This window comes from Candidatus Hydrogenedentota bacterium (genome assembly GCA_018005585.1).
Classification (GTDB): Bacteria; Hydrogenedentota; Hydrogenedentia; order Hydrogenedentales; family JAGMZX01; genus JAGMZX01.
The window spans coordinates 1-25,706 of sequence record JAGMZX010000085.1; the positions used below are offsets into that span (position 1 = coordinate 1).

The 25,706-nt window shown below is 63.8% G+C and carries 19 protein-coding genes; 4 read left to right on the top strand and 15 right to left on the bottom strand.

Annotated features, from left to right (window positions below; genetic code table 11):
• Positions 1 to 242 precede the first annotated feature (242 nt).
• Together KA184_14520 and KA184_14525 are read left to right on the top strand one after the other, a co-directional pair.
• Positions 243 to 467: a transposase gene (locus tag KA184_14520; protein MBP8130789.1), complete on the top strand. Its 225-nt coding sequence runs from the start codon at positions 243 to 245 to the stop codon at positions 465 to 467.
• A 269-nt stretch (positions 468 to 736) separates the two neighbouring features.
• Positions 737 to 982, top strand: coding sequence for a hypothetical protein (locus KA184_14525; GenBank protein ID MBP8130790.1), 246 nt, complete (start codon positions 737 to 739; stop codon positions 980 to 982).
• On the opposite strand, the gene KA184_14530 is transcribed toward KA184_14525, so the two are convergent.
• From KA184_14530 to KA184_14565, 8 genes are all read right to left on the bottom strand, one after another.
• On the bottom strand, positions 931 to 1,215 hold the full coding sequence (locus KA184_14530) for a DUF2442 domain-containing protein (protein ID MBP8130791.1): 285 nt from the start codon (positions 1,213 to 1,215) through the stop codon (positions 931 to 933). The two genes, KA184_14525 and KA184_14530, sit on opposite strands and share 52 nt — an antisense overlap.
• A gap of 14 nt (positions 1,216 to 1,229) precedes the next feature.
• Positions 1,230 to 1,490 (bottom strand): DUF4160 domain-containing protein, encoded by a 261-nt coding sequence (locus KA184_14535; GenBank protein ID MBP8130792.1) that lies wholly within the window; start codon positions 1,488 to 1,490, stop codon positions 1,230 to 1,232.
• A 103-nt stretch (positions 1,491 to 1,593) separates the two neighbouring features.
• The gene (locus KA184_14540) at positions 1,594 to 3,555 is read right to left on the bottom strand and encodes a hypothetical protein (protein ID MBP8130793.1); all 1,962 of its coding nucleotides are present in this window, start codon (positions 3,553 to 3,555) and stop codon (positions 1,594 to 1,596) included.
• Between the two features lie 223 nt (positions 3,556 to 3,778).
• The gene (locus KA184_14545) at positions 3,779 to 6,427 is read right to left on the bottom strand and encodes a hypothetical protein (GenBank protein ID MBP8130794.1); all 2,649 of its coding nucleotides are present in this window, start codon (positions 6,425 to 6,427) and stop codon (positions 3,779 to 3,781) included.
• 22 nt (positions 6,428 to 6,449) lie between these two features.
• Complete coding sequence (gene rimI / locus KA184_14550; protein ID MBP8130795.1) at positions 6,450 to 6,926, bottom strand: ribosomal protein S18-alanine N-acetyltransferase; 477 nt, start codon at positions 6,924 to 6,926, stop codon at positions 6,450 to 6,452.
• Positions 6,923 to 7,633, bottom strand: coding sequence for a tRNA (adenosine(37)-N6)-threonylcarbamoyltransferase complex dimerization subunit type 1 TsaB (gene tsaB, locus KA184_14555; GenBank protein ID MBP8130796.1), 711 nt, complete (start codon positions 7,631 to 7,633; stop codon positions 6,923 to 6,925). The genes rimI and tsaB overlap by 4 nt, the downstream gene beginning before the upstream one ends.
• 178 nt (positions 7,634 to 7,811) lie before the next feature.
• On the bottom strand, positions 7,812 to 8,147 hold the full coding sequence (locus KA184_14560) for an integration host factor subunit beta (protein MBP8130797.1): 336 nt from the start codon (positions 8,145 to 8,147) through the stop codon (positions 7,812 to 7,814).
• Positions 8,148 to 8,363: 216 nt separating this feature from the next.
• Positions 8,364 to 9,275 (bottom strand): sensor domain-containing diguanylate cyclase, encoded by a 912-nt coding sequence (locus tag KA184_14565; protein ID MBP8130798.1) that lies wholly within the window; start codon positions 9,273 to 9,275, stop codon positions 8,364 to 8,366.
• Between the two features lie 212 nt (positions 9,276 to 9,487).
• Here KA184_14565 and KA184_14570 point away from each other — a divergent pair, with 212 nt between their 5' ends.
• A complete protein-coding gene (locus tag KA184_14570; GenBank protein ID MBP8130799.1) occupies positions 9,488 to 11,749 on the top strand; it encodes a glycoside hydrolase family 127 protein in 2,262 nt (753 codons plus the stop codon).
• Positions 11,750 to 11,811: 62 nt separating this feature from the next.
• Here KA184_14570 and KA184_14575 read toward each other — a convergent pair whose 3' ends face one another.
• From KA184_14575 to KA184_14605, 7 genes are all read right to left on the bottom strand, one after another.
• Positions 11,812 to 12,651, bottom strand: coding sequence for an ATP-dependent Clp protease proteolytic subunit (locus KA184_14575; GenBank protein MBP8130800.1), 840 nt, complete (start codon positions 12,649 to 12,651; stop codon positions 11,812 to 11,814).
• Between the two features lie 33 nt (positions 12,652 to 12,684).
• Positions 12,685 to 13,419, bottom strand: a complete 735-nt coding sequence (locus KA184_14580; GenBank protein ID MBP8130801.1) for a rhomboid family intramembrane serine protease — start codon at positions 13,417 to 13,419, stop codon at positions 12,685 to 12,687.
• Positions 13,420 to 13,485: 66 nt separating this feature from the next.
• On the bottom strand, positions 13,486 to 13,926 hold the full coding sequence (locus tag KA184_14585) for a TraR/DksA family transcriptional regulator (protein ID MBP8130802.1): 441 nt from the start codon (positions 13,924 to 13,926) through the stop codon (positions 13,486 to 13,488).
• 347 nt (positions 13,927 to 14,273) lie between these two features.
• Positions 14,274 to 16,307 carry a transglycosylase SLT domain-containing protein gene (locus tag KA184_14590; GenBank protein ID MBP8130803.1) on the bottom strand — a complete coding sequence of 678 codons (2,034 nt, stop codon included), beginning with the start codon at positions 16,305 to 16,307 and terminating at the stop codon, positions 14,274 to 14,276.
• A 125-nt stretch (positions 16,308 to 16,432) separates the two neighbouring features.
• Positions 16,433 to 17,425: a hypothetical protein gene (locus KA184_14595; protein ID MBP8130804.1), complete on the bottom strand. Its 993-nt coding sequence runs from the start codon at positions 17,423 to 17,425 to the stop codon at positions 16,433 to 16,435.
• Positions 17,426 to 17,596: 171 nt separating this feature from the next.
• Entirely contained in the window at positions 17,597 to 19,273 is a 1,677-nt protein-coding gene (locus KA184_14600) for a hypothetical protein (GenBank protein ID MBP8130805.1), read from the bottom strand.
• Between the two features lie 86 nt (positions 19,274 to 19,359).
• Entirely contained in the window at positions 19,360 to 22,332 is a 2,973-nt protein-coding gene (locus KA184_14605; protein MBP8130806.1) for a hypothetical protein, read from the bottom strand.
• Between the two features lie 430 nt (positions 22,333 to 22,762).
• On the opposite strand from KA184_14605, the gene KA184_14610 reads away from it, so the two are divergent.
• On the top strand, positions 22,763 to 25,549 hold the full coding sequence (locus tag KA184_14610; GenBank protein MBP8130807.1) for a hypothetical protein: 2,787 nt from the start codon (positions 22,763 to 22,765) through the stop codon (positions 25,547 to 25,549).
• Positions 25,550 to 25,706: the final 157 nt, after the last annotated feature.

Sequence of the window (25,706 nt, forward strand, 5' to 3'; positions counted from 1 at the left end):
CGTGTTGCGCGTGCAGTGCGCGAAGTTTGGCGTGCGCGCTCTGCGCTATTGCCCGATGACAAATCATATGCGCCCCCACCGTCATACCCGCGCAAGCGGGTACCCAGCACAACGCGCCATTCCCGCGTGAGCGCGGGAATGACCGGTTTGTTTTGTTTGCTAGGTTCCCGCTTTCGCGGGAAAGACGAGGAGAGGCAAACAATTGGTTGGATATCCGTGTATTCCTGCCGGGATAAGCGAGCGTGGTCATCCCGGGGCTGGCGCATCACATCGCGCAGCGTGGCAACAACCGGCAGGACGTGTTTTTCGTTGAGGGCGACCGCCAGGCGTATCGGGACGTGTTGCGCGTGCAGTGCGCGAAGTTTGGCGTGCGCGTTCTGCGCTATTGCCCGATGACAAATCACGTGCGGCCCCGCCGTCATACCCGCGCAAGCGGGTACCCAGCACAACGCGCCATTCCCGCGTAAACGCGGGAATGACCGGTTTGTTTTGTTTGCTAGGTTTCCGCTTTCGCGGGAAAGACGAGGAGAGGCAAACAATTGGTTGGATATCCGTGTATTCCTGCTGGGATAAGCGAGCGTGGTCAAACCGGGACTTGCCTGGATCGGCGGGGTATGGACGTTGGGCGAGTTTATATCTGAAAAAGCGTGCGATACGGTGCCACGTGCACTTTGAGATAATTGGCAAGATCGAAGATATCGAGACGAGCACACCAGTAACAGAGCCGAAGTTCGCCATGTGTGTGAGGAATGAGGAATGCGAGGCTCTGGAACTCCGGAAGGTTTACCGGATTCTGCCCGACAAGCGGGCGGAACGCGACGGGTACGTCCGCGTGGTGGATGAGTCCGGGGAAGATTATCTCTATCCGGAATCCTACTTCGCTCCCGTCCGCCTTTCGCAGACGGCGCAGCGCATCGTGGCCGCCGTGGCCTACTTGCGCGCGGTTTCGGTCTCTTCCATCCAGGCGGGCGTGAGGCCGTAATAGAGTACGTCCGGGTCGATGTCGGCCCCGTTCTCCCACGCAACGGTCCTGCCCCTGACCGTCACCGCCCGAAATAGCGCTGGATCGTTTCGCAGGGGCTCGAAAACTGGGCCGTGCAGATAGGGCTCGAGATCGATTTCCCGCTGCGAATTGTTCTCGAAGGTGACCAGCACCCTGAAGTCCTGCAACGGCTCTACCGCAGTGACACAAACACGCGGCCCAAGATTCTTCATAGCATCCGATCCTCTCAATCGAGTGGAGGTATTGGTTCCAGCGGCAATTGGTCTCTCGCTCTCTCCCAGTTGTCTCTCAACTCGGGCCGATGCTCGAGCGCCCATTCGACGACCATGCCATGAGCCCGTCGAGGCAATCGGCCTCGTAGAATATCCAAGGTGTCTATGTTGTATACGGCCTCAAATTCGCCATACTCGGCGTGAAAGTGAGGCGGCGCGTGGTCGTTGAAGTACATATAGATGGTCACGCCAAAAAACTCGCTCACTTGCGGCATAATCGCGCCTCTACCTAATTGTACCAATCATAGCACGTCGGCGATTTCGACAAAACCGGGAGCGGAGTAACGAGAAGATTCGCGTAATTTGTGTCATTCGTGGTCAAACGGCCGTTTCCGGCCCGCTCACAAGGATGATCGTTCCGAGCGGCGGCAATTCCAATTCGAGTTTTCCTGACGCGGCAGTAGCCGGCCTGAGCCCCCCCGTTGCCGGTTCCGCCATGGTCCACGCGGCTCCCGGCACGGATATCCGGCCCCGATACGCTTCGCTCGCAAGGTTTGTGAGCAGGAGTATTTCGCGCCCGTCGCGCTGGAAGCGGCCGAGGACTACGTTCGGGCAGGCGGGTTCGAGCAGGAATGGGCTGAGTTCCGTAAGTCCCTCGGCATCGCTTGAATCGTCACCACGGATGACGCGGCCGCCCGCGGTCTGAAAACGTTCAACAACGTTGTGCGCATCCTTCGGCAGTTCCGACCCGGCGGGTATGAGAATCGCGTCGAATTCGTGTCCCCGAACGCGGAGTTTGCCCGAGTTGGAGACTTCGCCGGCGCCAAGCCATGCGGGATCGACCAGCACGAACGGCGTTTGGTTCATGATGAGTTGTCGGCCGAGATTCGCGAACGCGTGGACGATTTGCTGGAGGCGCGGGGACTGCAGTTTCGTGAGCAGCGGTTCGGCAACGGGCAAGTAGTCCGTCCAAACATCATAGATTGGGTAGTACAGGAGGACGCGCGGCACGGGTGTGGCGTCGCGCAGCAACGCGTTCGTCCGCCCGATGAAGTCGCACCAGCGCCGGTAGGATTCCTCCGGAGCCAACTGCCATTCTGACCCGGAAGCATCAAGAATTCGGGCCATGGACTTCTTATAGTACGAGCTGAATTCCGTCACGCCGAAGGCCGATTGCCACGCCGCGGTCGCCAGCATGGATGCGAGCGTGGCCTTTCCCTCTTGGACAAAATCGCTTACCTCCGTCATGACACGGCGGCCACCGTTGAAGTAGGCCGCGGACACGGGCAATGCCGCAGCGAGCCAGCCGGTATGTGTGCGGCTTCCCCCGAACACGACGCCGGCGGCGTCGCTGTTGAGCATGTCCATGCCGGGAATGTCCATGCGGCTGAGGCACTGCAGTGTATTGCCATAGAGCGGCGGGTGATGGACGAGCGACTCCTCGCGGAGCATGTGGCCGGACGAAGCGACGTTGTGCTCGCGGCACCATTCCTGAATGCGGCCGAAGTAGCGCTCGGCCATCAGGTCGGATACGAGCGCCCAGTACTGGCGGCGCACGCGGCGATCGGCGTCCGTTTCGCCCTGGAAGAGGCTTGCGCGCTGCGCCAACAAATCCTCGCCGTAGCGTTCGGAGTAAAGTTTCGGCAAGTCGGAACACCACGGCGCCGTAGGCAGGGGTTTGACCTGCGGGTCCGGCGGGTCCACGACGCGCGCATCGAGCGGCCCGAGGTCCACGGCCATCAGGGAGGGTTCATCCGTGAAAAACGCCACGACCTCGCGGCCCAAGGCGTCGCCGAGACGTTGCGCATAGGCGCCATGCGTTTTCTCAATGAATACGCGCGGTGCGGCGTCATCAATCAGGTTCGGGTAACGGCGTTTGGCGTAGAAATTGTTGCTGGCGTGGGTGTATTCGTAGGCGCGGCGGAGCACGAACGGGTCGACCTGAGAAGCATCATAGGCCAAGACCTGCGCTTCGAGGTCCGGGTTTGACTCGAGCACCGTGCCGCCCGCCGAGCCGCTTGGATAGCCGTCCTCGTCATAGAGCCAGACAACCAGGCCGGCTTCGCGGCAGGCAGCGACGGTCTTCACCAGTGTGTTCCAATGGTCTTCGCTCTTGAGGTATTCCTTGAAGCTGACGTTGCAGACGATGCCGCCCAAGCCGGCTTCGAGGTAAGATTTCACGTGTTCGCGCGTGGCTTGTTCCGGCGGCATCCCGTGAACGATTTGCAGCGGCCGCAACACTGCGGGCGGATTCTCCCACGCCGCACGCCACGCTTCCGGCCAATCCACTTCAATCCCTCCCGATACCATGCTCAGTGCGCCGCAAATCACCGCCAGCATGTCGCACTCCTTTCCGTTTACAGGTATTCCGTGAGAAGTTCATACAGCATACTATTTTGACCGGCGAGACTCCTTCCCCGGCGAGAAGGCTGCGGTTGCGAACATTTTCTCAATCCTTGATACTGCCAACGCCCACCCGAATCTTCCGAGCGCGTGTGTATTCGTTTCCAAGTGCAACTCGGGAACGAGTCCAAATCAATTGCTGATTTCACGAGTACCGTGTTCAGGAAGCGCCGGGCGCTTGCGCGGGCGCGGCGGCCTGCAAGACCTGGACCGCTATACCGGTAGGCGCGACGCCGGCGGGCCCGTCGAACTGGATGACCAGGCGCTGGGCGGCGCCGTCTTCGGTGAGCGCGAATTTGATGGGAAGCACGCCGTCCGCCGTTTCGCACGCGACGCTGACGCAGGGCACTTCGTTTGGCACGCGCAGTTCGATGTGCCGAATATGGACGGGGCTGTCGAAGGAGATTTTCAGGCGTTGCCGGTATCCGCCGTGGTCGTCGACCTTGTACTTGAGCCAGCCGAAGCACAAGGGGGTGAGCAGGGGCGCAGCAAGACTGCGCACGCCTTTGGGCAGATTGGGCGCGACGCGCACGTATTGGTCGGGAACGTTCAGCAGGAAGCCTTGCACCGCGTACAGCACGTGCCAATAGGACAATGCGCCCATGTGCCGTCCCGGGCTGTCGGGCGGCGCGTCGTCCGAATCGGGGTCCCACTGGAGCGGCTCGTCGAACCAGCGTCCCTTCCGCGTGCAGATGGTCTCGAAGGCTCTTTCGATCCCGCGCAGTCCCTCCGTGACAAACCCGCGGTAGAGCTGCAGGCAGTGGAGGTGCGCGCGCGCGTGCGCGGGCCAGGCCCAATGCGCTTCGGACACGCCCGCGGCGCCTTGGGCATGCACCCAGTCGTCGCCGTCCGCGCACACTGCCGCGACATGGTTGTCGCCCCGGCGGTTCAGGCGCTCTATGCTCGCGAGGGCGCGCGCGATGTGGTCCTGGCGGAACAAGGTGCCCAGACCGAGAAAATCAGCGTACCACTGTCCCGCCAATTGGCCTGCGTGACAGATATCGGCCGCGGGCGGGACGTCCTCCGCGGGGATGAAGAGCCGGTAGAAGCCTGCGTCGTCGTTCCAGTACCGGTTTTCGAACGCGAGCTGAGCGCGCCGCAGCAAGAGCGCGTAGCGCCTGGCTTCTTCCCGTTGTGCCACGCGGCCGCAAAGACGCGCGTAGGCGCAGAGCGCCGCCACCCAGAGCCCGGCGGCGTAACAGTGCAAACCCGGGCCCTCGACCCCGTCATACGTCGTTGAAGTCCCGCGCAGTTCCGGCAGTCCGTCGCCGTTCGCGTCTCCAGCGGCTATGCGCGCCATGACCACCCGCAACGTGGGGAGCAGGTCCTGCAGCCGGACGAGCTTCCCGGACAAAAAGTAGTTGCGGTACGCCATCAGCACGAACATGGTGCCGATTTCGACGTAGGCCGCCGCAGGCGCGCCGAGTTCCGGTTCCAGGGGCGTCATCATGCCAAGGCGGCGCGGCAGACGCCCGTTGCAGTCCGGCTGTTCCGCCGTGGCGATCAGCGACAATTCCGTTTCCTCGAATCGGGGAAAGAACAGCAGCGAGCCCAGAGAACTGTAAAAGCGGCGATCGAGGCGCGCGACGCAGGGCGCGTCCGGGCTTTCGAACAGGGCAATCGCGCCCTGACGCGAGTAGAGCGTGTTCGTCGTGAATACGTGGCAACTGTTGATCAGCGCGCGGACGAACCACGGCGGCAGGGATGACGACTGCAGCCGTTTCTGCCAGTCGCTCGTGGCGACGTAGTGGTATTCGACGTGCTCCAGCGCGTGTTGCGCCACTTCGCAGGCATGCTTGCGTTTCACGGTGTAGGCATTGCCGAGGTCGACGCCGTTGACTTCAAACCGGGGGCAATACCACGCGAGGGCAAAGTCGACCCGCTTTGAACTCCTGGCGGGCACTTCCAGGGTCAGGCACACCGCCCCGGAACGCGCCGGCCCGGGCGGGATCGACTGTTGCGGGGGCAGGGCCCCCTCCGCGACCGCCTGCCAGAAGCCGCGCCGCTGTTCCGGGTCACAGTGGTCCCATGCAAGTACGCAGGTCCAGGCGCCCGCCACGGGCCGCACGGCCAGGCAGTGCTCCCCCTGCGCGTTATCCGTCACGCCCTCGATACTCCCGAAGCAAAGCACGTTGTCGGGTTGCGCCGCCTCGGGCTCGGGCTCCGGTTCCGGCTCCGGTTTCTTGCGCGGGAGGAACGAAGGCGGCGGGCCTTCTTTGTGCAGGAACTTGACCTCGTAGCGCGGCTTCTCCTGGACACGGGCAGGCGCCACGGGTGGCGGCTCGGCGGGCTTGCGCGAGGCCGTCTGGCCACAAAGGTTTTCCCAATTGAACACAGCAGTGACCTGAACGGGTTCGGGGTCCGCGTTCTTGAAACTCAGCGAGGCGAGGACCACGGGCAGCGTGGCGGCGTCGTGGTCATACGGAACGACCGGCGAAAAGAGGGTCCAGGTTGTATCCACGGGCGAGGCCGGGTCCGTATTGTGGAAGTGGGCGGTAGGGAAAAGGCCCCGCCATTCCAGGTGCTCGGGCGACAGGCGGGCCGGTTCGCCCGGCTCCGGCGCGCGCTGGCCCGGCCGGTCCAATTGCAGATAGCGCGCGTAGACCGTGTCTCCTTTCCGGATGGACACGGCCAGGAACGAGGCTTCCGACACCGGTATCCATTCGGAGCGCGTGCGGTTGTTGTTGATGGCGATATTGCGAAACCAGCCGTCACGGCCCACCTCGACGAAGCCCGTGCCCAGCCCGCCCAACGGCACGGCGGGCTGCACAGCGGTCTCCGGCCTGTCCGGCTGCGCAGCGGTTCCCATGTTCCATTCCCCGAAGACGCGCCTAGGGGCCCGTCTTGATACCGATGTCCTTCATCATGACGAGTGCCGCCTCCTGGCATCGCGCGTAGTAGCCCTTGCGTACGCCCACCACCTGAAACCCGAGTTGCTCGTACAGCCTGCGCGCGGTTGCGTTGCTCTCGCGCACTTCCAGGCGCGCGACCGTGCCGCCGAGTCCCGCGCCGGTATCCAGCAGATACTGCACCAGCTCACGGCCATATCCCTGGCCGCGGCAGGCCGCGCTAACCGTTACCTTCGTGATGTGCACCTCATCCGCGACCAGCCAGAAGCCCGCATAGCCGACCAGCAGGTTTTCGGCGAACGCCACGTAGAAACGCGACGTATGATTGGTGATTTCCTGCTGAAACATGCCGAAGGTCCACGGGTCCGGGTACGCCTCGGCTTCGATTTCGAGCAATGCGGCAATATGGTCCATCCGCAGCCGTTCAAAGCAGAGAGCCGTCTCGCGCGACACGCTCATGGCGCCTGCGCCTCCCGCTGCCGCCGCGCGCGGTTCGTTTCCGCCTGGGACTGGCGCAGGTACACCGGCGCGGCCGCGGCGGGATCCGCCGGGGCGCCTTGCTCCAGCAGCATGGCCGCCTCGACGGCCACCGCGGACGCCCGCGGAACAGCCAAAGCCCCCGTCGCAAACAGCGCACCGGGCACGCGCCCGGCGATTCGCTCGCGGTACAAGGCGGCGCCATCGCCCAGAAACCAGGCCGGCCCCGCGGGCAGCGAAGACAGCAGGTCTTCCACCACCCCCACGCGGTCCGGCGTCAATTTTTCCCGAACGGTCCCGGAATAGCGGTAGACGGCGCCGTACACCTCGCCCATCCGGGCATCGAGGAACGGGCACACGAGCACATCGTGAAACAGGCTGGTTCTGGTCATTGCGTCGAGCGTGGGCACGCCGAGCAAGGGCCGCTCCATTCCCAGAGCGAGGCCCTTCCACGCAGCCACGCCTATCCTCAGCCCCGTAAACGAACCCGGGCCAATCGAGACGGCCAGGATGTCCACATCTTCCAGGCGCAGACCCGCCTCGCCCAGAGCCCATTCCACGGTGAGCAGCAATCGCTCCGAATGGCGGCGGCCGCACGCGGCGGTGGTCTCCGCCAGCACAGCCCCGTCGCGCCACAGCGCCACCGTGTTCACGCTGGTGCTGGTATCGGCGGCAAGAATGGTGGTCATGGCCACAACATCCGGCGCAGGGAAAGCGCCGCGCCTGCATGGCTGGTCAGGATGGCTTGCATAGAGCCTTGCCCGGGAATACTCCTGGATAGTACGCCGCCGACCGCACAGGGCCGCAAGGCGGCACATGGGCGGACGTCCGCTTGTGACGCTCTCGTGTCCGCAGGACCACCCAATTTCAATCCAGAGACTGCGGATGCCGCGGGACGGACACGGGATCCGCGGCGCTCTCGGAAGAAGACCCGCCCACCAGCTCCTTCATCTTCTTGCCCGGCCGGAACGTGACGACGCGCCGCTCCGGCACGGGCACTTGGTCACCGGTCCGGGGATTGCGACCGATGCGGGATGCGCGGACCTTGATCTCGAACACGCCGAAGTCGCGCAATTCCCAACGGTCGCCCGCCGCGAGCGACTGAGAAATGGTGTCGAAGGTGCCCTCGATGATCCTGGCGACATCGCTCTGCGTCAATCCGAGCCTGTTCGCCACGCGAATAACGAGCTCTCGCTTTGTCATCGTCACGAGGATGCGCCTCCTTCCTGTTCCGCAGGCCGCGCAGCCTGGAACTCACGCGTCGCCGCACGGCAACCCGGCATTATACGAACCGGGTCCGGCACACGCAAACCGTTTTCTCCGCTTATCTTATCCCGTTCGTTGAAACCGATTTCAAGTCCGCCGCCGCACGGCGGCCCGGAGCGCACGGGCTTGGCCCGGTCCCGCCCGCGAAAGCGTCTACTCCGTTTCCACGACCGTGCAATTGCCGCCGCGGGTTTTGCCTTCGCGCATGAGCCGGTCCGCGCGGCCCGCAATGGTATCCACGCTATCGTCCGGATTCGAAAGACAGGCCCCGATGGAGACCGTCACTTTGAGTTTTCCATGCGTGACGCCGCGGCTTGACTGTTCGACGAGCCGCCGCAACCGGTCGGCGACGGGCTCCAATTCGAGCGGGCTGATAGCCGGTTTCACGAGAAGAAACTCGTCGTCGTTCCAACGCCCGATGAAATCATAGAGGCGCAGCGTGTTGTGCAGTGTGCGCGCCACCATCTTCAGCACGTCGTCGCTGCCTGCGCGCCCGTAGGCCCCGGCGACCCGCTCCAGATGGTCGATACCCACGAGCGCGGCGGCGAGACGGCTCTCCTGGCGCCGCATTTCGTTCAGCCGCTGGTCCAGCACTTGCTCCGTCAGCCGCCGATTGCCAACGCCCGTAAGCGCGCACACCAGGGAAGACTGCTTGAGGTCCTCATTCTCGCGCAGCATGGCGAGCATGGGCGTGTCGTCGTGAAACGTCTCCAGCGCGCCAATCGTCTGGCCCTGTCCGTCCCGAATCACCGCCACATCAATCCGGACCGGCACCCGGTGGCCGTTCTTGTGTTGGAGATACACCCGCGCTTGGCGGTCCCGCCCGTCGCGCAGGCTGTCCGCCAGAGGACAGCCCCCGGTGCACAGCGGATAGCCCTGTTCGTCCACGTGCATGAGCAGATTCTCCGCGCAGCGCTTGCCAACCGCTTCCGCGCGCGAATATCCCGTGATCCGCTCCGCGGCTGGATTCCAGTACTGGATACGGCGCTCAAGGTCGACGAGATACACCCCCTCATGCAAACGGTCCAGGAGTGTTCTGAACAGTTCTGGAGAATCAAGCAGCATGACTCGCCTCCCTGCAGAGACACGATACGCCTCAAAACCAGGTACCCGTTGGTCCCGCTCCCGATACGGCGGACGCAGTATACCATAGCGCGTTCCAGAGGCCTTGCATCCCCTCGCGCATTGATCCCGCGGCGATAACATGCGAGACTCAGGACGCAAGCCTGCGAAGGCCGCGTCAGCCGGCGCTTATGCCGGTGGAGGGAGTCCGGTCCATGGGCACATCATGCCTGCCAGCGTTGCTCGCACTACTGGTCATTTCCGTTCCCGCCGCCGCACAGGATGCGCCGCCCTTGAACCTCATGCCGTTCGACCTGACGGCGGTGCGCCTCCTCGACGGGCCGTGCAACACGGCGCTGGAAGCGAACCGCGCATACCTGCACGCGCTCGACCCGGAACGTCTGCTCTACGCCTTTCGCGTGAATGCGGGACTTCCCGCGCCGTGCGAACCGCCCGGCGGCTGGGAAAAGCCCGACTGCGAGGTACGCGGGCATTTCGCGGGTCATTACCTGTCCGCCTGCGCGCTGATGTACGCCGCGGCGGGCGACGCCGCGCTCAAGGCACGGGCGGACTACCTGGTCGCGGAGTTCGCGAAATGCCAGGCCGCGCTCGGCGGCGAATACCTCTCCGCCTTTCCCGAAAACTTCTGGGACCGGCTCGAGTCGATGGAGAAACCGCCGTGGGCGCCGTATTACACCATTCACAAGATCATGGCGGGCCTCTACGACGCGCACATGTTATGCGGCAATGCACAAGCGCTCGACGTACTCAAAGGCATGGCGGCGTACTTCAAGAAACGTCGGGACCGGCTCACGCTCCGCGCGTGGGACCGCGTGCTTGAGGTCGAGTTCGGCGGCATGGCGGAAGTGCTCTACAACCTCTACGCGCTGACCGGAAACGCGGATCACCGCGACCTCGCGCACGCCTTCGACCGGGCCGCGTTCCTCGGCCCGCTCGCCCTCGAACACGACAACCTCTCCGGCATTCACGCGAACACGCACATCCCCGAGGTCGTCGGCGCGGCAAGACGTTACGAATTGCTGGGCGACGCGCGGTACCGGCTGATCACCGAGTTCTTCTGGGACTGCGTCGTGAATCACCGCACCTACGCGACGGGCGGCACGAGCAACAGCGAGTTCTGGGGCGACCCGGACCAACTCGCCGGCACGCTGAGCGCGAGCAACCAGGAATCCTGCACTTCCTACAACATGCTGCGCGTCACGCGGCATCTCATCCGGTGGACCGCGGACCCGAAATACGCCGATTTCTACATGCGCGCGTTCTACAACAGCATCCTGGGCACACAGCGCGCCGCCGACGGCATGCTGGCGTATTTCACGCCGCTCGCCTGCGGCCATAAGCGGGTTTTCGGCACGCCCGATGACGCGTTCTGGTGCTGTTACGGCACGGGTGTCGAGTCTTTCGCAAAACTCGCCGACAGCGTCTATTTCCATGACGGCGACGGGCTATACGTCCACTTGTTCATTCCGTCCGAAGTCGTCTGGAAAGAACAGGGGCTGCGCCTGGAACAACAGACCCGGTTCCCCGACGAGGAACACATCACCTTCACGCTGCACCTTGATAAGGACCGGACCTTTACCCTGAACGTGCTGCAACCTTGGTGGGCTCGGCAGGGCGCGGCGGTTGCCGTTAATGGCGAGCCGCAGGCCATAGAGCCGCGGCCCAGCACGTACCTCGCGCTGCGGCGCGAGTGGCATGACGGCGACGTGCTCCTGGTCACGATGCCCATGGCGCTCCATGCGGAGCCAATGCCGGACGATGCGGAGAAAGTAGCCGTAATGTACGGCCCCATCGTGCTGGCCGGGCTGACAAGCGAAGACACCTGGGTCCAAGGCCAGGCCCTCCGCCCCGAGGAGTGGCTGGAACCGGTTGCGGGGCGGCCCGCGACGTTCCGCACCGTTGGACAAGAGACAGACATTACGTTCGTGCCGTTGAACCGTGTCGTTGAGGAGTCCTACGGCGTTTATTTCATTGTCACGCCGGAGGGGTCGCCGCGGCACCGGCAATTGAGCGCCGAACGCGAGGCCCGGCGCGTGCTCGCCGCGCGCACCGTCGATCGCGTCGCGCCCAATGACGCCGAACTCGAACGGGCCCACAACCTGCAAGGCGAAAAGACCGGCTCCGGGCCGCACATGGGCCGAAACTGGCGCCATGCCACCGACGGCGGCTGGTTCAGTTGGGACCTGAGAGTCCTGCCCGATGCGCCCATGACGCTGCATTGCGTCTACTGGGGCGATGACGCGCCCCCGCGCAGCTTCCAGGTGCAGGTCGACGGAACACCCGTCGCCGACGTCTCGCTGAACCATAATGCGCCCGGCAAGTTCCTGGATGCCGAATACCCCCTGCCCGAAGCGCTCACCCAAGGCAAAAACAAGATTACCGTGCGCTTCCAGGCCGGCCCCGGCAACTTTGCCGGCGGCGTCTTCGAATGCGCCATCCTCAAACCCGCGCCATGACACGCAACGGACTGGCAGAGGAAAACCCGCGGCGGTTCCGGCAGTCATTGCGTCCGGCAGCGCTACGGCATGGGTTTTCCGGTGCGGTTGGGCGCGCGGTGGGGATGGGGCACGTATTCGACGCCGGAGTGGGTGCGGACGGGTTGGGGATACAGGCTGAGCAGTTGCATGACTTCGGGGGGCATGTCGCAGCGGACAGGCAGGCCCATCTGCCGCGCTTCTTCGCAGGTAATCGGGTAATCGTGGGTCCACGTGCCATGGGTCAGGAGCCGGGCCAGCTCTTCGCCCCGTTCTTCGCCCATGTCGTCCGCGAGCAGCTCCTTGACGGACCGGCACACCTGGTTCATGGCCTTGCGCGCCTGGTCGGCGAGGATCAGGGTGTGATCGTCGATCTCGGCGATGGGTTTGTCTTCGAGCACTTTCAGGATCGACGCGGCGGGGTATTGCGCAAGTTGGGGATCGACCGGCCCGAGCACGGCGTGTTCGCACATGACGATCTCGTCCGCGGCGAGGGCGATGAGCGTGCCGCCGGACATGGCGTAATGAGGCACGAATACAGTGACCTTGCCTCTGTGCTTGTGGATGGCCCGAGCGATCTGCAGCGAGGCCAGCACGAGCCCGCCGGGCGTGTGGAGCACGATGTCCAGCGGCACTTCGGGGTCGGTCATGTTGATTGCGCGGATGACCTCTTCGGAATCGTTGACGTCAATGTAGCGAAAGATAGGGAAGCCAAGCAGGCTCATGGTTTCCTGCCGGTGTACGAGCAGGATGACCCGTGATTTGCGGTCTTGCTCGATCCGGGTGATCATGCGCTGACGCGCGGTTTCGAGCAGCTTCTGGCGGAGCACCGGCTGCAGCGCCACGATGATAAAGAACAGCCAGAACAAGTCCATGATGCCCATAGCCCGTTCATCCTCCGTCATATGCGGCGCGGCTCATCGCCACCAGGCCCCTTCGATGCCGCGTTCGTCGCGAAACCAGGGTCTGCGCGGCGGCTGCCGCACGATAAACAAGCGGAACGTCAGCACGCCCGCGACGAATCCGCCGATGTGCGCCCACCACGCGATGCCGCCGACCTGGCCGGGTTCGAGCAGCGACAGCGCGCCGCTGAACAGCTGGCTCCCGAACCAGAACAGGATGTAGAGGAACGCGGGGATCTGCACGACCAGCGGGTAGAAGAAGACCGGAATCACGCACAGGATACGCGACACGGGGAACAGCAGAAAGTAAGCGCCCAGTACCCCGGCAATCGCGCCCGACGCGCCGATGACCGGAATGGTGGAATTGGCGTTGGTTAGCGTGTGCGCGACGCCCGCCACGAGGCCGCAGAACAGGTAGAAGAGCAGAAACCGGACCGGTCCCATGCGGTCTTCGACATTGTCGCCGAATATCCAGAGGGTCCACATGTTGAGGATCAGGTGCAGCCAGCCGCCGTGCAGGAAGATGCTCGTAAGAAACGGCCAGAAATTGTCCGCGGGGAATCCGACCCAAGTGGCCCAGTCGGGATGCGTGAACCGGAGCGGCACGATGCCGAACAGGTAGAAGAGCCGTTCCAGTTGCGATTCCGGGAGCGCGAGCTGGAACACAAAGACGAGCACATTCGCGCAGATGAGCGCCCACGTGACAATAGGCGCGTTGCGGCTGGGTATAGTGTCGCGAATGGGGATCATTCTGCTCCGCCCCGCCTGGGCGGCCGCTCAGGCCGCTTGCGGCGCCACGCCGCCTTTCAATGTCGCTTACATCTCGTATTCGGGCGGCGTGTACGACGAATAGGTCGTGTAGGTGTAAGGCGCGCTGTAACTGCTGTCCACCCGGCCCGATTTCTCCAATTCCGCCTGATACTCCACGCAATAACGGGCCGCGGGAAACACCTCGAGCCGTTTCTTCGGAATAGGCTTGCCCGTGCCCTCGCAAATGCCGTAGGTCCCGTCCTTGATACGCTGCAGCGCCTGGTCGATTTCGTACAGCTCCCGGGCCTCGTTCCCTACCACCTGCAGCGCCGTCTCCCGGTCGAAGCTGTCCGTCCCCACATCCGCTGCCGCGTTCGGGTCCGACATCGAACGGTCCGTCAATGGTTGATACAGGACTTCGCCTTTCAGGCTGTTCAAGCCGTTTACAATGCGATCCCGTTCCACCAGCAGCAGTTTTTCAAACTTCTGGAGTTCCTTCTTGGTCATGACTCCGGCCTTGCGGGGTTGCGAAGGCGCCTTCGCTGCCTTCGCCTTCGCGCGGGCCGGCGCCTTCGGTGTCTTCCGCGTCGTCGTCGGTTTTCCTCGTTTCCGTGATGCGGGCATGAAATTCATCCTTCCTCGTTGTTAGAAGTTGTCCGCCATCCGGGGGCGCGCCGCAGTGCGCTACACGCGCCCGGCCCGGCAACCGGTTGCCATGCGAGATTGTAACCCAAAAAACGCTTCCTGTAAAAACCTCTGGGACAGAAAAGCATTCCCTTCGGGACTTCACCGGCCGTGTTGCAGTCTTTTTTTGGTCCCAAATTCATCTTTTTCGTAATATACATAGATTTCAGCTATTCGGTGCCGGGGTACAGGCTGCGATAGGCCGCATAGTTCGCAAGCACCTTCTTGACGTAGTCGCGGGTCTCTGTAAACGGAATGGCCGCGACGAAGGCGTCGAAATCGTAGTTGCCGAAGGCCTTTTTCCACTTTGCGCAATTTCCAGGACCCGCATTGTAGGATGCCAGCGCGTACATCAGGTGGCCACCTGAACGCTCGACCATGCGCATCAAGTAGTTCGCGCCGATGCGCAGCGAGACGGCCGGGTGCTTGAGCCGCGTGACGTCGTCGGGCAAAACGGAAGGCTCAATCTTGGCCACGTAGCTGGCCGTGCCCGGCATGACCTGCATGACGCCGGTGGCGCCGGCGTGCGAAACGAGGCTCGGCCGGAACGTGCTTTCCTGCCGGGCCACGGCGAGGACCAGGTAGGGGTCCAGCCCCAGTTGTTTTGCAAGGTCCTTTACGGCGGGCCAATAGGCGCGCGGATATTCGAGGCGGAGCCGGTCGAGGGTCTTTTTTCCGCTTTCGATACCCCAGCCGTTTACGGCGGCGCACTCGAGCGCGGTGTGCGCGAGTCCGGCCTCCGCGAGGATGCGGTAGACCAGGCCCTCACAAGGGCACCCCTGAAAGGTTTCGCACAATTCGAGCGCTTCCCATTCGCTTTCTTCCAGGCCATTACCCGCAAAGAATCGCAACCGCTCAATCGCCGGAATCGATTCAAACCCGGCAGGCAACTGGCCCGGCGGCGTCGCGGCCACGGGGAAGGGACGCAAGACGGTGTTTCGGCCGTCGATGAGCAGGTTGGGCACGGGCGCGGCGCCCGGCAACTCAATCTGGGCGAAAGCCCGGTGCGCGAAGTAATCGCCGGTGCCGCGTCCGGCGGCTCGGGTCAGGAAGACCTGCGCGCGGGCGGCGTCGCCCTTGGCGCCGCAGAATTGCGCCGCGGCGTACCAGGCTTCCGAAGTGCGCATATGTTCGGGATAACCTTGCGCGAGCGTCTCCCATGCAGGCAAGGCGGCATCCAGTCCTTTGGCCGCAAGGCGCAGGCGGCCCGCGTGAAAGAGGGCAAACGGGGCCAGCCTATGCCCGGAATTCACCGCCGCGAGACGCTCGAAGGTGTCCGCCGCGCCCGCGGCGTCTCCCGCGCCCTCGCGGGACTCCGCCAGTTTCCACAACGCTTCGCCGGTGTCCATCGATTGGGGGCACTGCTGCGCCAGCGCATCGCAGAAGAACGCCGCGTCGCTCTGCCGCCCGCCGGATACGGCCAGGCACACCCCGTAATAAAGCCAGGCGCGCAGCCAGGGGTTGTCCCTGTTTTTTGCGATAGCATCCTGAACACTGGCAAGTCCGTCCGGCGCCTTGGCGGCGCCTTGTTCGAGCAACCGCTGAAACACGGCGAGGTCGAGCGGCACGCCGCCGCTGGTCTTGAGCGCTTGCGGCGCGGCCAGCAGCGTGGCGGCGGCTTCCTTCCAGGAACTCGAACGCAGGAACCCGTAAACGGCAAGAACGCGGTCCTCGGCCACGGGTGAGAGGGCCAGCTTGCGCGCTGCGTCCAGGCGCGGGCGCACCAGAAGAGTGGAGGATACTACGGAACGGAAATAGGCGTAGTGTTCCGGTTTCGCGGGTTCGAGCGTAACCAGGTTCTCCGCCGCACGGAAGGCATAGTCCCGCATCCACCAGGGTCGGGCCGCCGTTTTCAGCCCCTCGGCGAAGAGCGGCGCGGCATCGGCATACCGTTTCAGGTCCGCGAGCAGGCCGGCGAGATGCAGGAGTGTCATGCGCTGCCAGGGGCCGCCCGGCTCTTGCGCGAGCACGGATTGATAAGCGCGGATTGCCCCTTCGGCATCCCCGCCCTTCGCGCGGCACCGCGCGGCGCGCACCCGCGCGAAGGCGCGCAGCGGCCCGGGCGCGGTGGCGCACGCGTCGAAGGCCTGAGCGGCTTGCAGGAATTGGCCCGCATCTTCGGCTGCCGCCGCGGCCAGGTACTCGGCCTCGCCCGGAAGCACGCCAAGAGTGAATAAAATCGTGATCAAGGGTACTGCAGTCACGCAAACGTTCCCTCCGGTTCCGGAGTCAAGCACAATCCATTGCGGCGGGGATTATTGCCATGGAACGCCCCTTCGTCAAGCCTTTATTCAGGGTGCGGCGGACTCGGCCCGGTGGAGAGGCGCGGTTACGCGGTGTCGCGCACGGCGTCGCGGGCGAAACGGCGCACGGCGAGGTCGTGGCCGGCGGGTTTCGGCCGTTGCTGGGACCACTGCGCCAGCACGTGCGCCAGAGCATCGCGCAGCCCGGATACGGCGTCGTCTCCGAGCCGCACGTCGCCGGTGGCAACGTGATGGGTCTGATGGCCCGCGTAGAGCGCGAAGCTCAGGCGGTGTTCCTGCAGCACGCTGGCGAGAAATTCGACCACGTTGCCGTCTGTCAGCAGCGGCAGGCTCTCGAAGCGCAAAGGGTGTTCCGCATTGTCGCGGACGGTGAAAAGCAACTGCAGGATTGGATATTCCGGCATCGGGTGGCTGGACGCGGCAAACGAGATATCGCCCGAGGCCACGGCGAGGGTTGTGCCGGGCCCCACGTTGTCGCGCGTGGTCTTGACGACCGCCAACGCCTCGCCCTTGCGCGCCACGAGGAAGGGCACATCGAAATAGGCCTTGCTGCGAGCGAGGTCGTCGTCGGACAGGAACAAGGGCCGGGGCAGCTTCTCGTCCACCTCGCGCACGGACGGCGCCGTGCGCGGCAGGTCCGACAAGGCTCCCAGCAGCCCTTCAAGCGTGGTCAGGTCATGCACGGGAGGCTCCGTAGGAGCGGAAGGTTCCGCGGACGGCGCCTGCTGCGCCGGCTCGGGCAAGGGCTCGTCGAGCTTCCACGGCTCCAAGGGTTCCAATAGCTCCGGCTCGGGTTCCCGAAGAGGCGGGGCGGTCAGTTCCTGAGGCGGTGGCGCAGGCGGCACAGGGGGCCCAGGCGCGACTTGCTCCCGGCGAGCCGGGCGCGGCGGTTCTGCGGACGCCTTACGCGCAGGCGCGGGTTCCGGCTCGGGCCACTGTGGCGCGCCGAACGGCGGCGACTCGCGCGGCGCATCGGCTTCGGCCTTGTCCGGCGCGACGACCGCCTTGTCCGGACGGACGGTGATGCGGCCGCCGCAGAGCTTGCAGGCGCCCGTCATGCCAACATACTTCTCGGGCACACGGATGCGCTGCGCGCAACGCGGACAGGTGTAATGGCGTATTTTTCTTACCGGACGGCTACTCACAGGACCTGGTCCCCGGCACTGTAACAGTGCTATTTGACCAAGCCCCGCCAGACCTTGTCAAACACGCTTGCGCTGCCACAGAGGCTACAGGCTGTCGACCCAGGCGCGGACCTGCGGCAGCAATACGCGCCATTCCTCGTACGCCGCGTTGTTTTCGTCGGCATCTTCGCATTCCGGGCACAATTCGGGCTTGAGGTTCCAGAGCAACGCGCCCGCGGCGCCCGCCGCATGTGCCGCGTCCATATACCCGGCCGGCGTGACCAGTCCTCCGCGCGTGGGAAACTCTTCCAGGCACCAGATGCTGCCGGGCGGAATCTCGGCGACGCAATCCTCCAGCGTCCCCATCCATCCATAGTGATGAAAAGCCAGGTAATCCGTATCCAGGTTCTCGGCAAGCGCGGCGCTGGGAAACGAGAAGCCCGCGGTGATCAGCTTGCCAGGCGCGTGCTCGCGAATTGCGGCGGCGCAGGCATCGGCGTAGGCGCGGAACGCGGCCAAAGACACCGCGTGGTCCGCCCGCATCTCGGGAAGACTGTTCTCCCATGCGCCGCCTTCGGTTTCACTTATGGCCCAGTCTATTTCGTTCGCCAAGTCGAACGCGAAGAGTGCGGGATGCGCGCCGAATTCCTGGAGAAACGGCGTCAGGAAACCGGACACAAACGCGGCCCGGACTGACGGGTCTTCGAAGACCTCTTCGCGGCCGCGCACCCAGACCCCATCGACTTCCTCTCCGCGGCCCGCGATGAGATAGTCAGTCAGCACGAACTCGATGCGGCAGCCCGCGTCGAGCGCAAGGTCGAGCAACGTGTGCACGTCGGCGCGAAACGTGTCGTTATAGCCTTCAACATATCCCGAGCGGTCGAGAACCGCGCGCCCGTCGTCCAGCAATCCGACACGCAACGCCTTGAGACCCGCGCGCCTGGCATAGTCGAGATACGCCGCGGTGTAACCGGGATGGCGCGAGAAACCGTTGCCGCGCGGGAACCAGCCCGTGACGCCAAAGTTCTGTCCATATTCGATGCCGCGCCAATTCGCGCCCGCGAGGAAATGCGCCGCGCCATCCACGAGGAATCCAGACTCGCCAATGGCGATTTGCGAGTCTTGGTCCAGCAAGGGCGGCGGCGTGTCCGCGGGCAGGTCTGGCGGCGTCGCGCGCGGCAGGTCCGGCGTAACGTTCGCGCACTGCAGGATGGCGTTCCCTGAGAACTCCCAGGCGGCATTGTCGTTCATGGCTAATTTAACGCCGATGACGCGGATGCGCGTGGGGTCGAACCCGCTGTCCGTCACGGCCGCGACCGGATTCGCCGTGCGCGGGCTGAGTGTGGCGGTGTATTCGCCGCCCGCGTTCGCGACGTTGACCCAGAAGCCGTATTGCGAACGCCACTCGTCATCTTTCACGAAGACCTGGATTCCGCTGGGAGCCGATTGCGGGCCGCCAAAGCCCTCGGGCAGGATTACACGCACGGCAATAGCGCTGCCGCTCAGGTCCAGCGGCGCCAGCGCTTCGGTGGGCAGCCAATTCCGCAGGTCGATATAGACCTCGCCCTGGCCCAGCACCGCGTCTCCGGCTACCATGCGCAGGTCCAGGATGAGCATGCTGTCCGAGAACCGCACGGAAACCACCCCCTGGCTATTGGCAAAATCCTGAGCTATCCAATCGGCCCCGGCGGCCACCAACTGCGTCCCCTCTTCCGGGCACGGCGTGCAGGCCGCGCACAGGCAAAGGAGCGTCGCGATGCCAAGACGATTCCACTGCTTCATTTCACTTCCTCCACGTTGGTGAAAACACCCCTCTGATTGCACTGCCCCCCGCTCTGTACCTATGTCCCGGCCCATAGCAGACCATATTACTTCTCGCCGAGAGGCGGTTTGATGAAAAACGTGGGCTTCACGTGATACGTGTCCGGCAGGTTCAGGTAATAGCTCTCGACCACCGTGAAGCCGGACCCGTCCCAGGAGAGGGCGTCTATGCCGCGCTTGTCTTTTGACCCGTGCGTTACGGTGCCGTCGCCGAAATGGTCATGGTAGCGCGTGCTGACATAGATGAGCCCATCCGGTCCTATGACAACGGACGACGCACCGAACTGCGGGTACGTGGTCAGGAGCGAGGGGCCGGCCAGGTCGAAAGCGTAGATTGCGCCCCGGCCATAGTAGTAGTTGCCGAAGCAGCCCACGAACGCCGTCAGGCCGTCTCCCGAGAACGCAACCTGTCCGGTGAAATCGCCCAGTCCGTCAAACGCCTGGAGCGTTGCGCCCGTCGCCAGACTGCCAATATCGACCGCGCCCAAGGCATAGGAGTACGACGTAACAATCCCGTAGGTTCCCGAGGGGTCCGCCGCGGAAGTGCCCCAATTGGACCGTTGCATCGAAAGGGCCGCCTCGGCAAGCACGGTATTGGTATTCAGGTCAACAGTCGTGAAGCCGTCCAGGTTGTGACACTGGATGAGGCGGTTCCCCGGCAACAGGCGCGCGAAGCGCCCGTCTGCTTCGACCGGAAACGCGTCCGACACAACCGTGCGCGACGCGAACTCAATAATCCGCGTCCCGGCGTAACAATACAGGTCGTCGCTGGAAAACACGGGATACGCGGGAGCGCTCGCGACGGGCAACGGGCCGGCCGGCGCATGGTTCGCGGCGTTGTAGACAGCGCCGGATGTGTCCACGAGGAAGTCCCCCGCATTCGTGGACGCCGTGATTTCGACGCCGGGCAGGATACCGAGGACCATATCGGCATCCAGGTCGACGGCGATGGTTTCATTGCCCGGCGGACCGGAGTTGTAGAGCACCGAACGGCCGGCCGTGGAAAACGCGGGGTCATACGTGGCCTCCAGCACGAAACCGCCGCTCTCCTTGGCACCATCCACCGGAACAACTGTGAACGTGTTCAATCCCTCGGCAAGCGTTACGTCGTAACGCAGCCCGCCGTGCACGTCGAGCGCAACCGTATCGCCGTTAATCGAGACGGCCGTCGCGTCGCTGAAATGGCCCATGACCGGATAATTCGAGAGATTCGTGGTCACTTGGCGAATATCCTGAGCTTCGCCTTCGCCTTCGCCCGGCTCGTCCCAGGCGGGCGGTTCCGGCTGCCAGGAAAAGTCGGTGACGAGCACTTCGGCCGGCTGCCCGTCACTGGGCGCCGAGCCGTTGAACAACCAGAGGTTCAGCCGGAAGTTTTCGTTTCCGGGAACGGGCACGCCCTCGCCTTCGTGAACCCAGTGTCCGGCCAGGTGGTCGGCGGGCGGCGTCTCGCCCCCACTGTACTTGCCGTAGTAACTGCGGAATTCGGCGCGGCCGGGCGCCCACACGAGGTAACTGGTCAGCTCCGCGGCATCATCGGCAAGGTCAACGCGAAACCTGTGGCAATGGTCGCCACATCCCGGGCATGCGCTGCAAGGCTGAACCACGAACTGCGCGTTGGTGTACTCCGCGGGGTTGTCCCAGCGGGCAAATTCGATATCCAGCTCCCGGTAGTACTCCAGGGGCGCCGCCGTCTCCCACGTGAACGCGCCGAGCACGACCCTCGCGTCCAGGATGTCCAGGCGGCTGGCCGTTGCGACGAGATAGGCGCCGTAACCGTAGGAGCCGTCGAGAATGACTTCCGTGCAGGCCCAGTGGCCGTCACGTTCGCTTATCGTGAGGTGCAACCCGGCTTCGTCGGCCCATACGGCGTCCACGGCGTCGGAGAAATAGTTCGATCCCGGCCCGCCGGGGAAATCCAGGCGCTTGACCACCCATTCGTGACCGAACGCCGTTATGCGGCGCACCGGCGGATTGCGGTCGATCACCAGCGCGTCGACCGCTTCCGGGATTACCGGAACTTCGAAACAGGGGTCGCAGATCGTGGCGGCCACGCCCGCGGGCAGCAGGTTCACGGCAAGCCGTGTCGCGTACTGGTCATAGCCGCCCGTGACAATCAGGCAGGACCACGCGCCGTCACTGTTCAGCGTCGTCAGAGGCGCCGCATAGGTCGGCTTTGTCCAAAAAACGCCCTCGACCTCGATGAACACCATGATGCGGTAATTCGCGGCGTCGAACGGCGGGATGCACGTCACGTGCCCGGCCAAGCTGCCATACGTTCCGTAATCCGGAACGAAATCAACCACGATTTCAGGTGTGCAGGCTTCGCCCTCACCCTCACCCTCACCCTCGCCTTCCCCTTCGCCCTCACCTTCGCCTTCGCCTTCGCCTTCGCCTTCGCCCTCGCCCTCACCTTCGCCTTCGCCTTCACCTTCGCCCTCGCCTTCGCCTTCGCCCTCGCCTTCACCCTCGCCCTCGCCTTCACCCTCACCCTCACCCTCACCCTCACCCTCACCCTCACCCTCACCCTCACCCTCACCCTCGCCCTCGCCCTCGCCTTCGCCCTCGCCCTCGCCTTCGCCTTCGCCTTCCCCTTCGCCCTCACCTTCGCCCTCGCCTTCACCCTCGCCCTCGCCGCCAGCGCCGGGGCAAAACAGGTCTTCCGTTCCTTCGCCCGGGCAATATGTGTAGCCGCCCATGTTGTAGAACTGAATCACGCGCAGCAATTCCGTAAGAGCAATGGCCCAGTCGGGACCATCCGGATGATAGTCGCTATCGTGGGGACAACAGCCTTGATTCGCGCCCGCACCCGGCGCGTAGCCATCTTCCGTGCTGCCCGGGTCATCGGCGCAATGGAACCCGCCCGAGTTGTAGAACTGGATGACGCGCAGCAGTTCGGTCAGCGCGACCCGGTTGTCGTGGTTCTGGTCCGCCGTGTGCCATTGGTCCAGACACGCGTCGCCCTCGGCCTCCGTCCCGCAAACCGCGAGTGAAAACAGGAGCAGGCACACAACCAATTCCATAGACGAAGCCCGAACACGGAGAGATTTGAGAGGATTGCCATTGCCAGTCATTTCTGCGTCCCATTCTTCCCATTGCTGGGCATTTGGCGGCGTCCCCCTTCCCCCAAGTGGTCGGCCACGCGTACCATGACACGACCCCGATGGCCTCCACAGCAATACGCCGCACAACCACGCGTATCCTCAGGATAACACGTATGTCTCAAGCCACGTGTAACGCTCGCGCGGCGGAAGTGATTAACGCCCCTTCGGGTTCCGCCTGGGCTTTCCGCGAGGCAACCTTGGCCCGACACCCACGCGTGCGTTACGTGGCGCGCGTCAAGTGACTTACCTGGCACTCGTGCCTGCCGCCCCGCGGATTTGAACCAGCGCCCGGCGCGTTTTACCATGTTTCTTCACTTCGGCGCGCGCGCCGTCCACGGGAGATTTCTTCATGTCCGAGCGTAAGACGATTCATGTCGTATCGAATTCTCATTGGGACCGCGAATGGGCATACCCGTTCGAGGAGACGCGGCTGCTGCTCCTCGATTTCATGGACAACCTGCTTGATTTGCTCGATAAGGACTCCGATTTCCACTCGTTCACGATGGATTCGCAGACGATGTGCGTCGTGGACTACCTGGAGGTGCGGCCCGAGGAACGCGAGCGCATCGAGAAGCACGTGAAGTCGGGCCGGCTCATTGTCGGCCCGTGGTATTCGCTGCCCGAGGAATACCTCGTGAACGCGGAATCGCTCGTGCGCAACCTCGTGGTCGGGCATCGCGTCGCGGCGTCGCTGGGCAAAGTCTCGAAGATCGGCTACACGCCCTTCGGCTACGGCCAGACCTCGCAGATGCCGCAGATTTACCAAGGCTTCGATATCGACACGATCATTTTCTACCGCGGCATCAACACGCCGAAGAGCGAATACATCCTCGAAGGGCCGGACGGGTCGCGTCTGCTTGGCATGCGCTTCGGCTGCATGAGCCGGTTCAGTTACTACATCTACGTGTACCGCGTGCTGCGCTACGGCTCGGACGACGTGTTCAAGCGCTACGACTGGGACCGCGGCGCGCTGCCGTTCAGGCTCGCGTCCGAGCGCAACCCGCGCGGCCATTATTACATCCTCGACAAACACAAGAAGCAGTGGAACGACGGACCCATCGCGGAGCAGCTTCAGAAACTCGTGCGCGACGAATCGGAGCATTTCAGCACGAGCCACATCTGCTGCATGCAGGGCTTCGACTCCTCCGATCCCGATCCGGAGGAAACGCGCATCATGAAGTTGTGCCAGGAACTGCTGCCGGACCACACGATCAAGTTCTCGAATCTCGAAGAGTATATGAACGCGATGCGCAAGGAGGTAAAGAATCCGACGGTGCTGACGGGCGAAAGCCGCGACCCAGGCTCGACCGGCAAGTGGACGCACCTTTTCGGCGACGTGATCAGCGCGCGCATCCGCCTGAAACGTGCCAATAACAAGGCCGAAGTGCTGCTCCAGCGCTCGGCGGAGCCTTGGAGCGCCGTCGGCATGATGCTCGGCGACCGCTACGAGAAGACCACGCTTGACCGCGCGTGGCGCCTGCTGCTCGACAACCACCCGCACGACACGATCACCGGCGCGGGCATCGATCAGATGGAAAAGGACTCGCTGTTCCGCTTCGACCAGATTGCGATCATCAGCGAGGGTCTGGCGCGGCGCGGCATGCAGTCCGTTCAGGCGCGCATCGATAATTCAGACCTCTCGCCGCGCGATTCCGTGCTCACCGTGTTCAACTCGTGCCCGTTTCCGCGGCGCGGCGTCGTTTCGGCGTACATCGACCTGCCACAGAACATGGAATACGACGCGTTCAGCGTGCAGACGCCCGACGGCAAGGAGAAGCGGCGCGTCCAGACGAAGGAACGCTTCCCGATGGGCGTGCTCGTGCGCAATTTGCAGGATATCTCGGTCGAGTTGCGCGCGGACCGCGTGTTGTGCCACATCGATGTGGGCGACGTGCCCGCGTTCGGCTACAAGACGTATCACCTCGTGCGCGAGAAGGATTTCGCGCATGTGCCGGGCACGCTCGCGCCGGAGGCGCGCGTCCTCGAAAACGAGCACCTGCGCGCCGTGTTCAACAGCGACGGCACCATCGATCTGACGCACAAGGAATCGGGCCGCACGTACGCGGGCCTGCACTATGTCGAGGACACCGGCGAAACGGGCCATTCGTGGATACACATGGAGCCCGAGTCGAACGAGACGATTACGTCGCACGGCTTTCCGTGCGCGATTACGCTCGAAGAGGCGGGACCGCTGCTCGCGCGCATGCGCGTCGATTACCACATGCAAATCCCCGTGGACGTCGAAGACACGCCGGGCATCGATTTCCGCGAGGGCAACCTCAACAACACGCGGCGCACCGCCGAACACCGCGAGGTCGTCGTCACGAGCCGGTTCACCCTGCGCGCGGGCGCGCGCCGGCTCGACGTGACCACCTCGCTCGACAACACCTGCAGGCACCACCGCATGCGCGTCGTATTCCCGACGCGGCTCGATTGCGACCGCACCGACGCCGAGGCGAGCTTTGACGTGATTTCGCGGGACATCCATGTGAAGCCGGGCAACGCGTACTATGGCCGCCCAAACCCGCAGTATCCGATGCACCGGTTTGTCGACATGACCGACGGCAAGAATGGCTTCGCAATCCTCAACAACTGTGGCCTGCGCGAATACGAGGCTATGGACACGCGTGAGCGCCCTCTCGCCATCACCCTGTTCCGCGCGTACACCTACCGCAACTCGCCCGTGTTCGGCCGCTGGGAGACCTATCCCGAAATGGAACTCGCCCAATGCCTCGGCCCGCACGAATGGAGCTACGCCATCTACCCGCACAAGGGCGACTGGACCAGCGGCGTCTACGCCGAGGCCGAGGACTTCAACCTGCCGCTCGAACCCGCGCAGGCCGGCCCGCACGAAGGCACGCTGCCCAAGAGCATGAGCTTCCTCGAACTCCAAGGCGCGAACCTGCAACTCACCGCATTCAAGCGCGCCGAAGACCACAAAGGAAACTATATCGTCCGCATCTTCAACCCGACGGCCAAGGCCGCGAAAGGCAAGCTGGTCCTCTCCAAACCCGTCAAGAAAGCCTGGCTCACCAACATGAACGAAGACCGGCGCGAGAAGGTCGAGCCGAAGGGCAATTCGATTCCGCTAAGCTTGGGAAAGAAGAAGGTCGTGACGGTAGAGATTCAGGTATAGGGGACTGGCACATGCGACCCCGTGTTTCGTGGGGGAGACGTGCCTGTTTGAATGTATAAGGTGGGTTTGAGTCAGGGAAGCCTCCCTGGGGATAGAATGGTCTTGGAGAAAACAGCATTCGCTCCACAACAAGAGGAGGCCTCCAATGAAAAGGTAC

Bases quoted from the DNA above. Each gene is read 5' to 3' on its own strand.
- tsaB (MBP8130796.1), bottom strand. From the start codon at position 7,633: ATGACCACCATTCTTGCCGCCGATACCAGCACCAGCGTGAACACGGTG.
- KA184_14575 (MBP8130800.1), bottom strand. From the start codon at position 12,651: ATGGGCATCATGGACTTGTTCTGGCTGTTCTTTATCATCGTGGCGCTG.
- rimI (MBP8130795.1), bottom strand. From the start codon at position 6,926: ATGAGCGTGTCGCGCGAGACGGCTCTCTGCTTTGAACGGCTGCGGATG.
- KA184_14540 (MBP8130793.1), bottom strand. From the start codon at position 3,555: ATGCTGGCGGTGATTTGCGGCGCACTGAGCATGGTATCGGGAGGGATT.
- KA184_14585 (MBP8130802.1), bottom strand. From the start codon at position 13,926: ATGACCAAGAAGGAACTCCAGAAGTTTGAAAAACTGCTGCTGGTGGAA.
- KA184_14525 (MBP8130790.1), top strand. From the start codon at position 737: ATGTGTGTGAGGAATGAGGAATGCGAGGCTCTGGAACTCCGGAAGGTT.
- KA184_14580 (MBP8130801.1), bottom strand. From the start codon at position 13,419: ATGATCCCCATTCGCGACACTATACCCAGCCGCAACGCGCCTATTGTC.
- KA184_14530 (MBP8130791.1), bottom strand. From the start codon at position 1,215: ATGAAGAATCTTGGGCCGCGTGTTTGTGTCACTGCGGTAGAGCCGTTG.
- KA184_14570 (MBP8130799.1), top strand. From the start codon at position 9,488: ATGGGCACATCATGCCTGCCAGCGTTGCTCGCACTACTGGTCATTTCC.
- KA184_14545 (MBP8130794.1), bottom strand. From the start codon at position 6,427: ATGGGAACCGCTGCGCAGCCGGACAGGCCGGAGACCGCTGTGCAGCCC.
- KA184_14600 (MBP8130805.1), bottom strand. From the start codon at position 19,273: ATGAAGCAGTGGAATCGTCTTGGCATCGCGACGCTCCTTTGCCTGTGC.
- KA184_14560 (MBP8130797.1), bottom strand. From the start codon at position 8,147: ATGACAAAGCGAGAGCTCGTTATTCGCGTGGCGAACAGGCTCGGATTG.
- KA184_14610 (MBP8130807.1), top strand. From the start codon at position 22,763: ATGTCCGAGCGTAAGACGATTCATGTCGTATCGAATTCTCATTGGGAC.
- KA184_14565 (MBP8130798.1), bottom strand. From the start codon at position 9,275: ATGCTGCTTGATTCTCCAGAACTGTTCAGAACACTCCTGGACCGTTTG.
- KA184_14535 (MBP8130792.1), bottom strand. From the start codon at position 1,490: ATGCCGCAAGTGAGCGAGTTTTTTGGCGTGACCATCTATATGTACTTC.
- KA184_14605 (MBP8130806.1), bottom strand. From the start codon at position 22,332: ATGGAATTGGTTGTGTGCCTGCTCCTGTTTTCACTCGCGGTTTGCGGG.
- KA184_14595 (MBP8130804.1), bottom strand. From the start codon at position 17,425: ATGACGGGCGCCTGCAAGCTCTGCGGCGGCCGCATCACCGTCCGTCCG.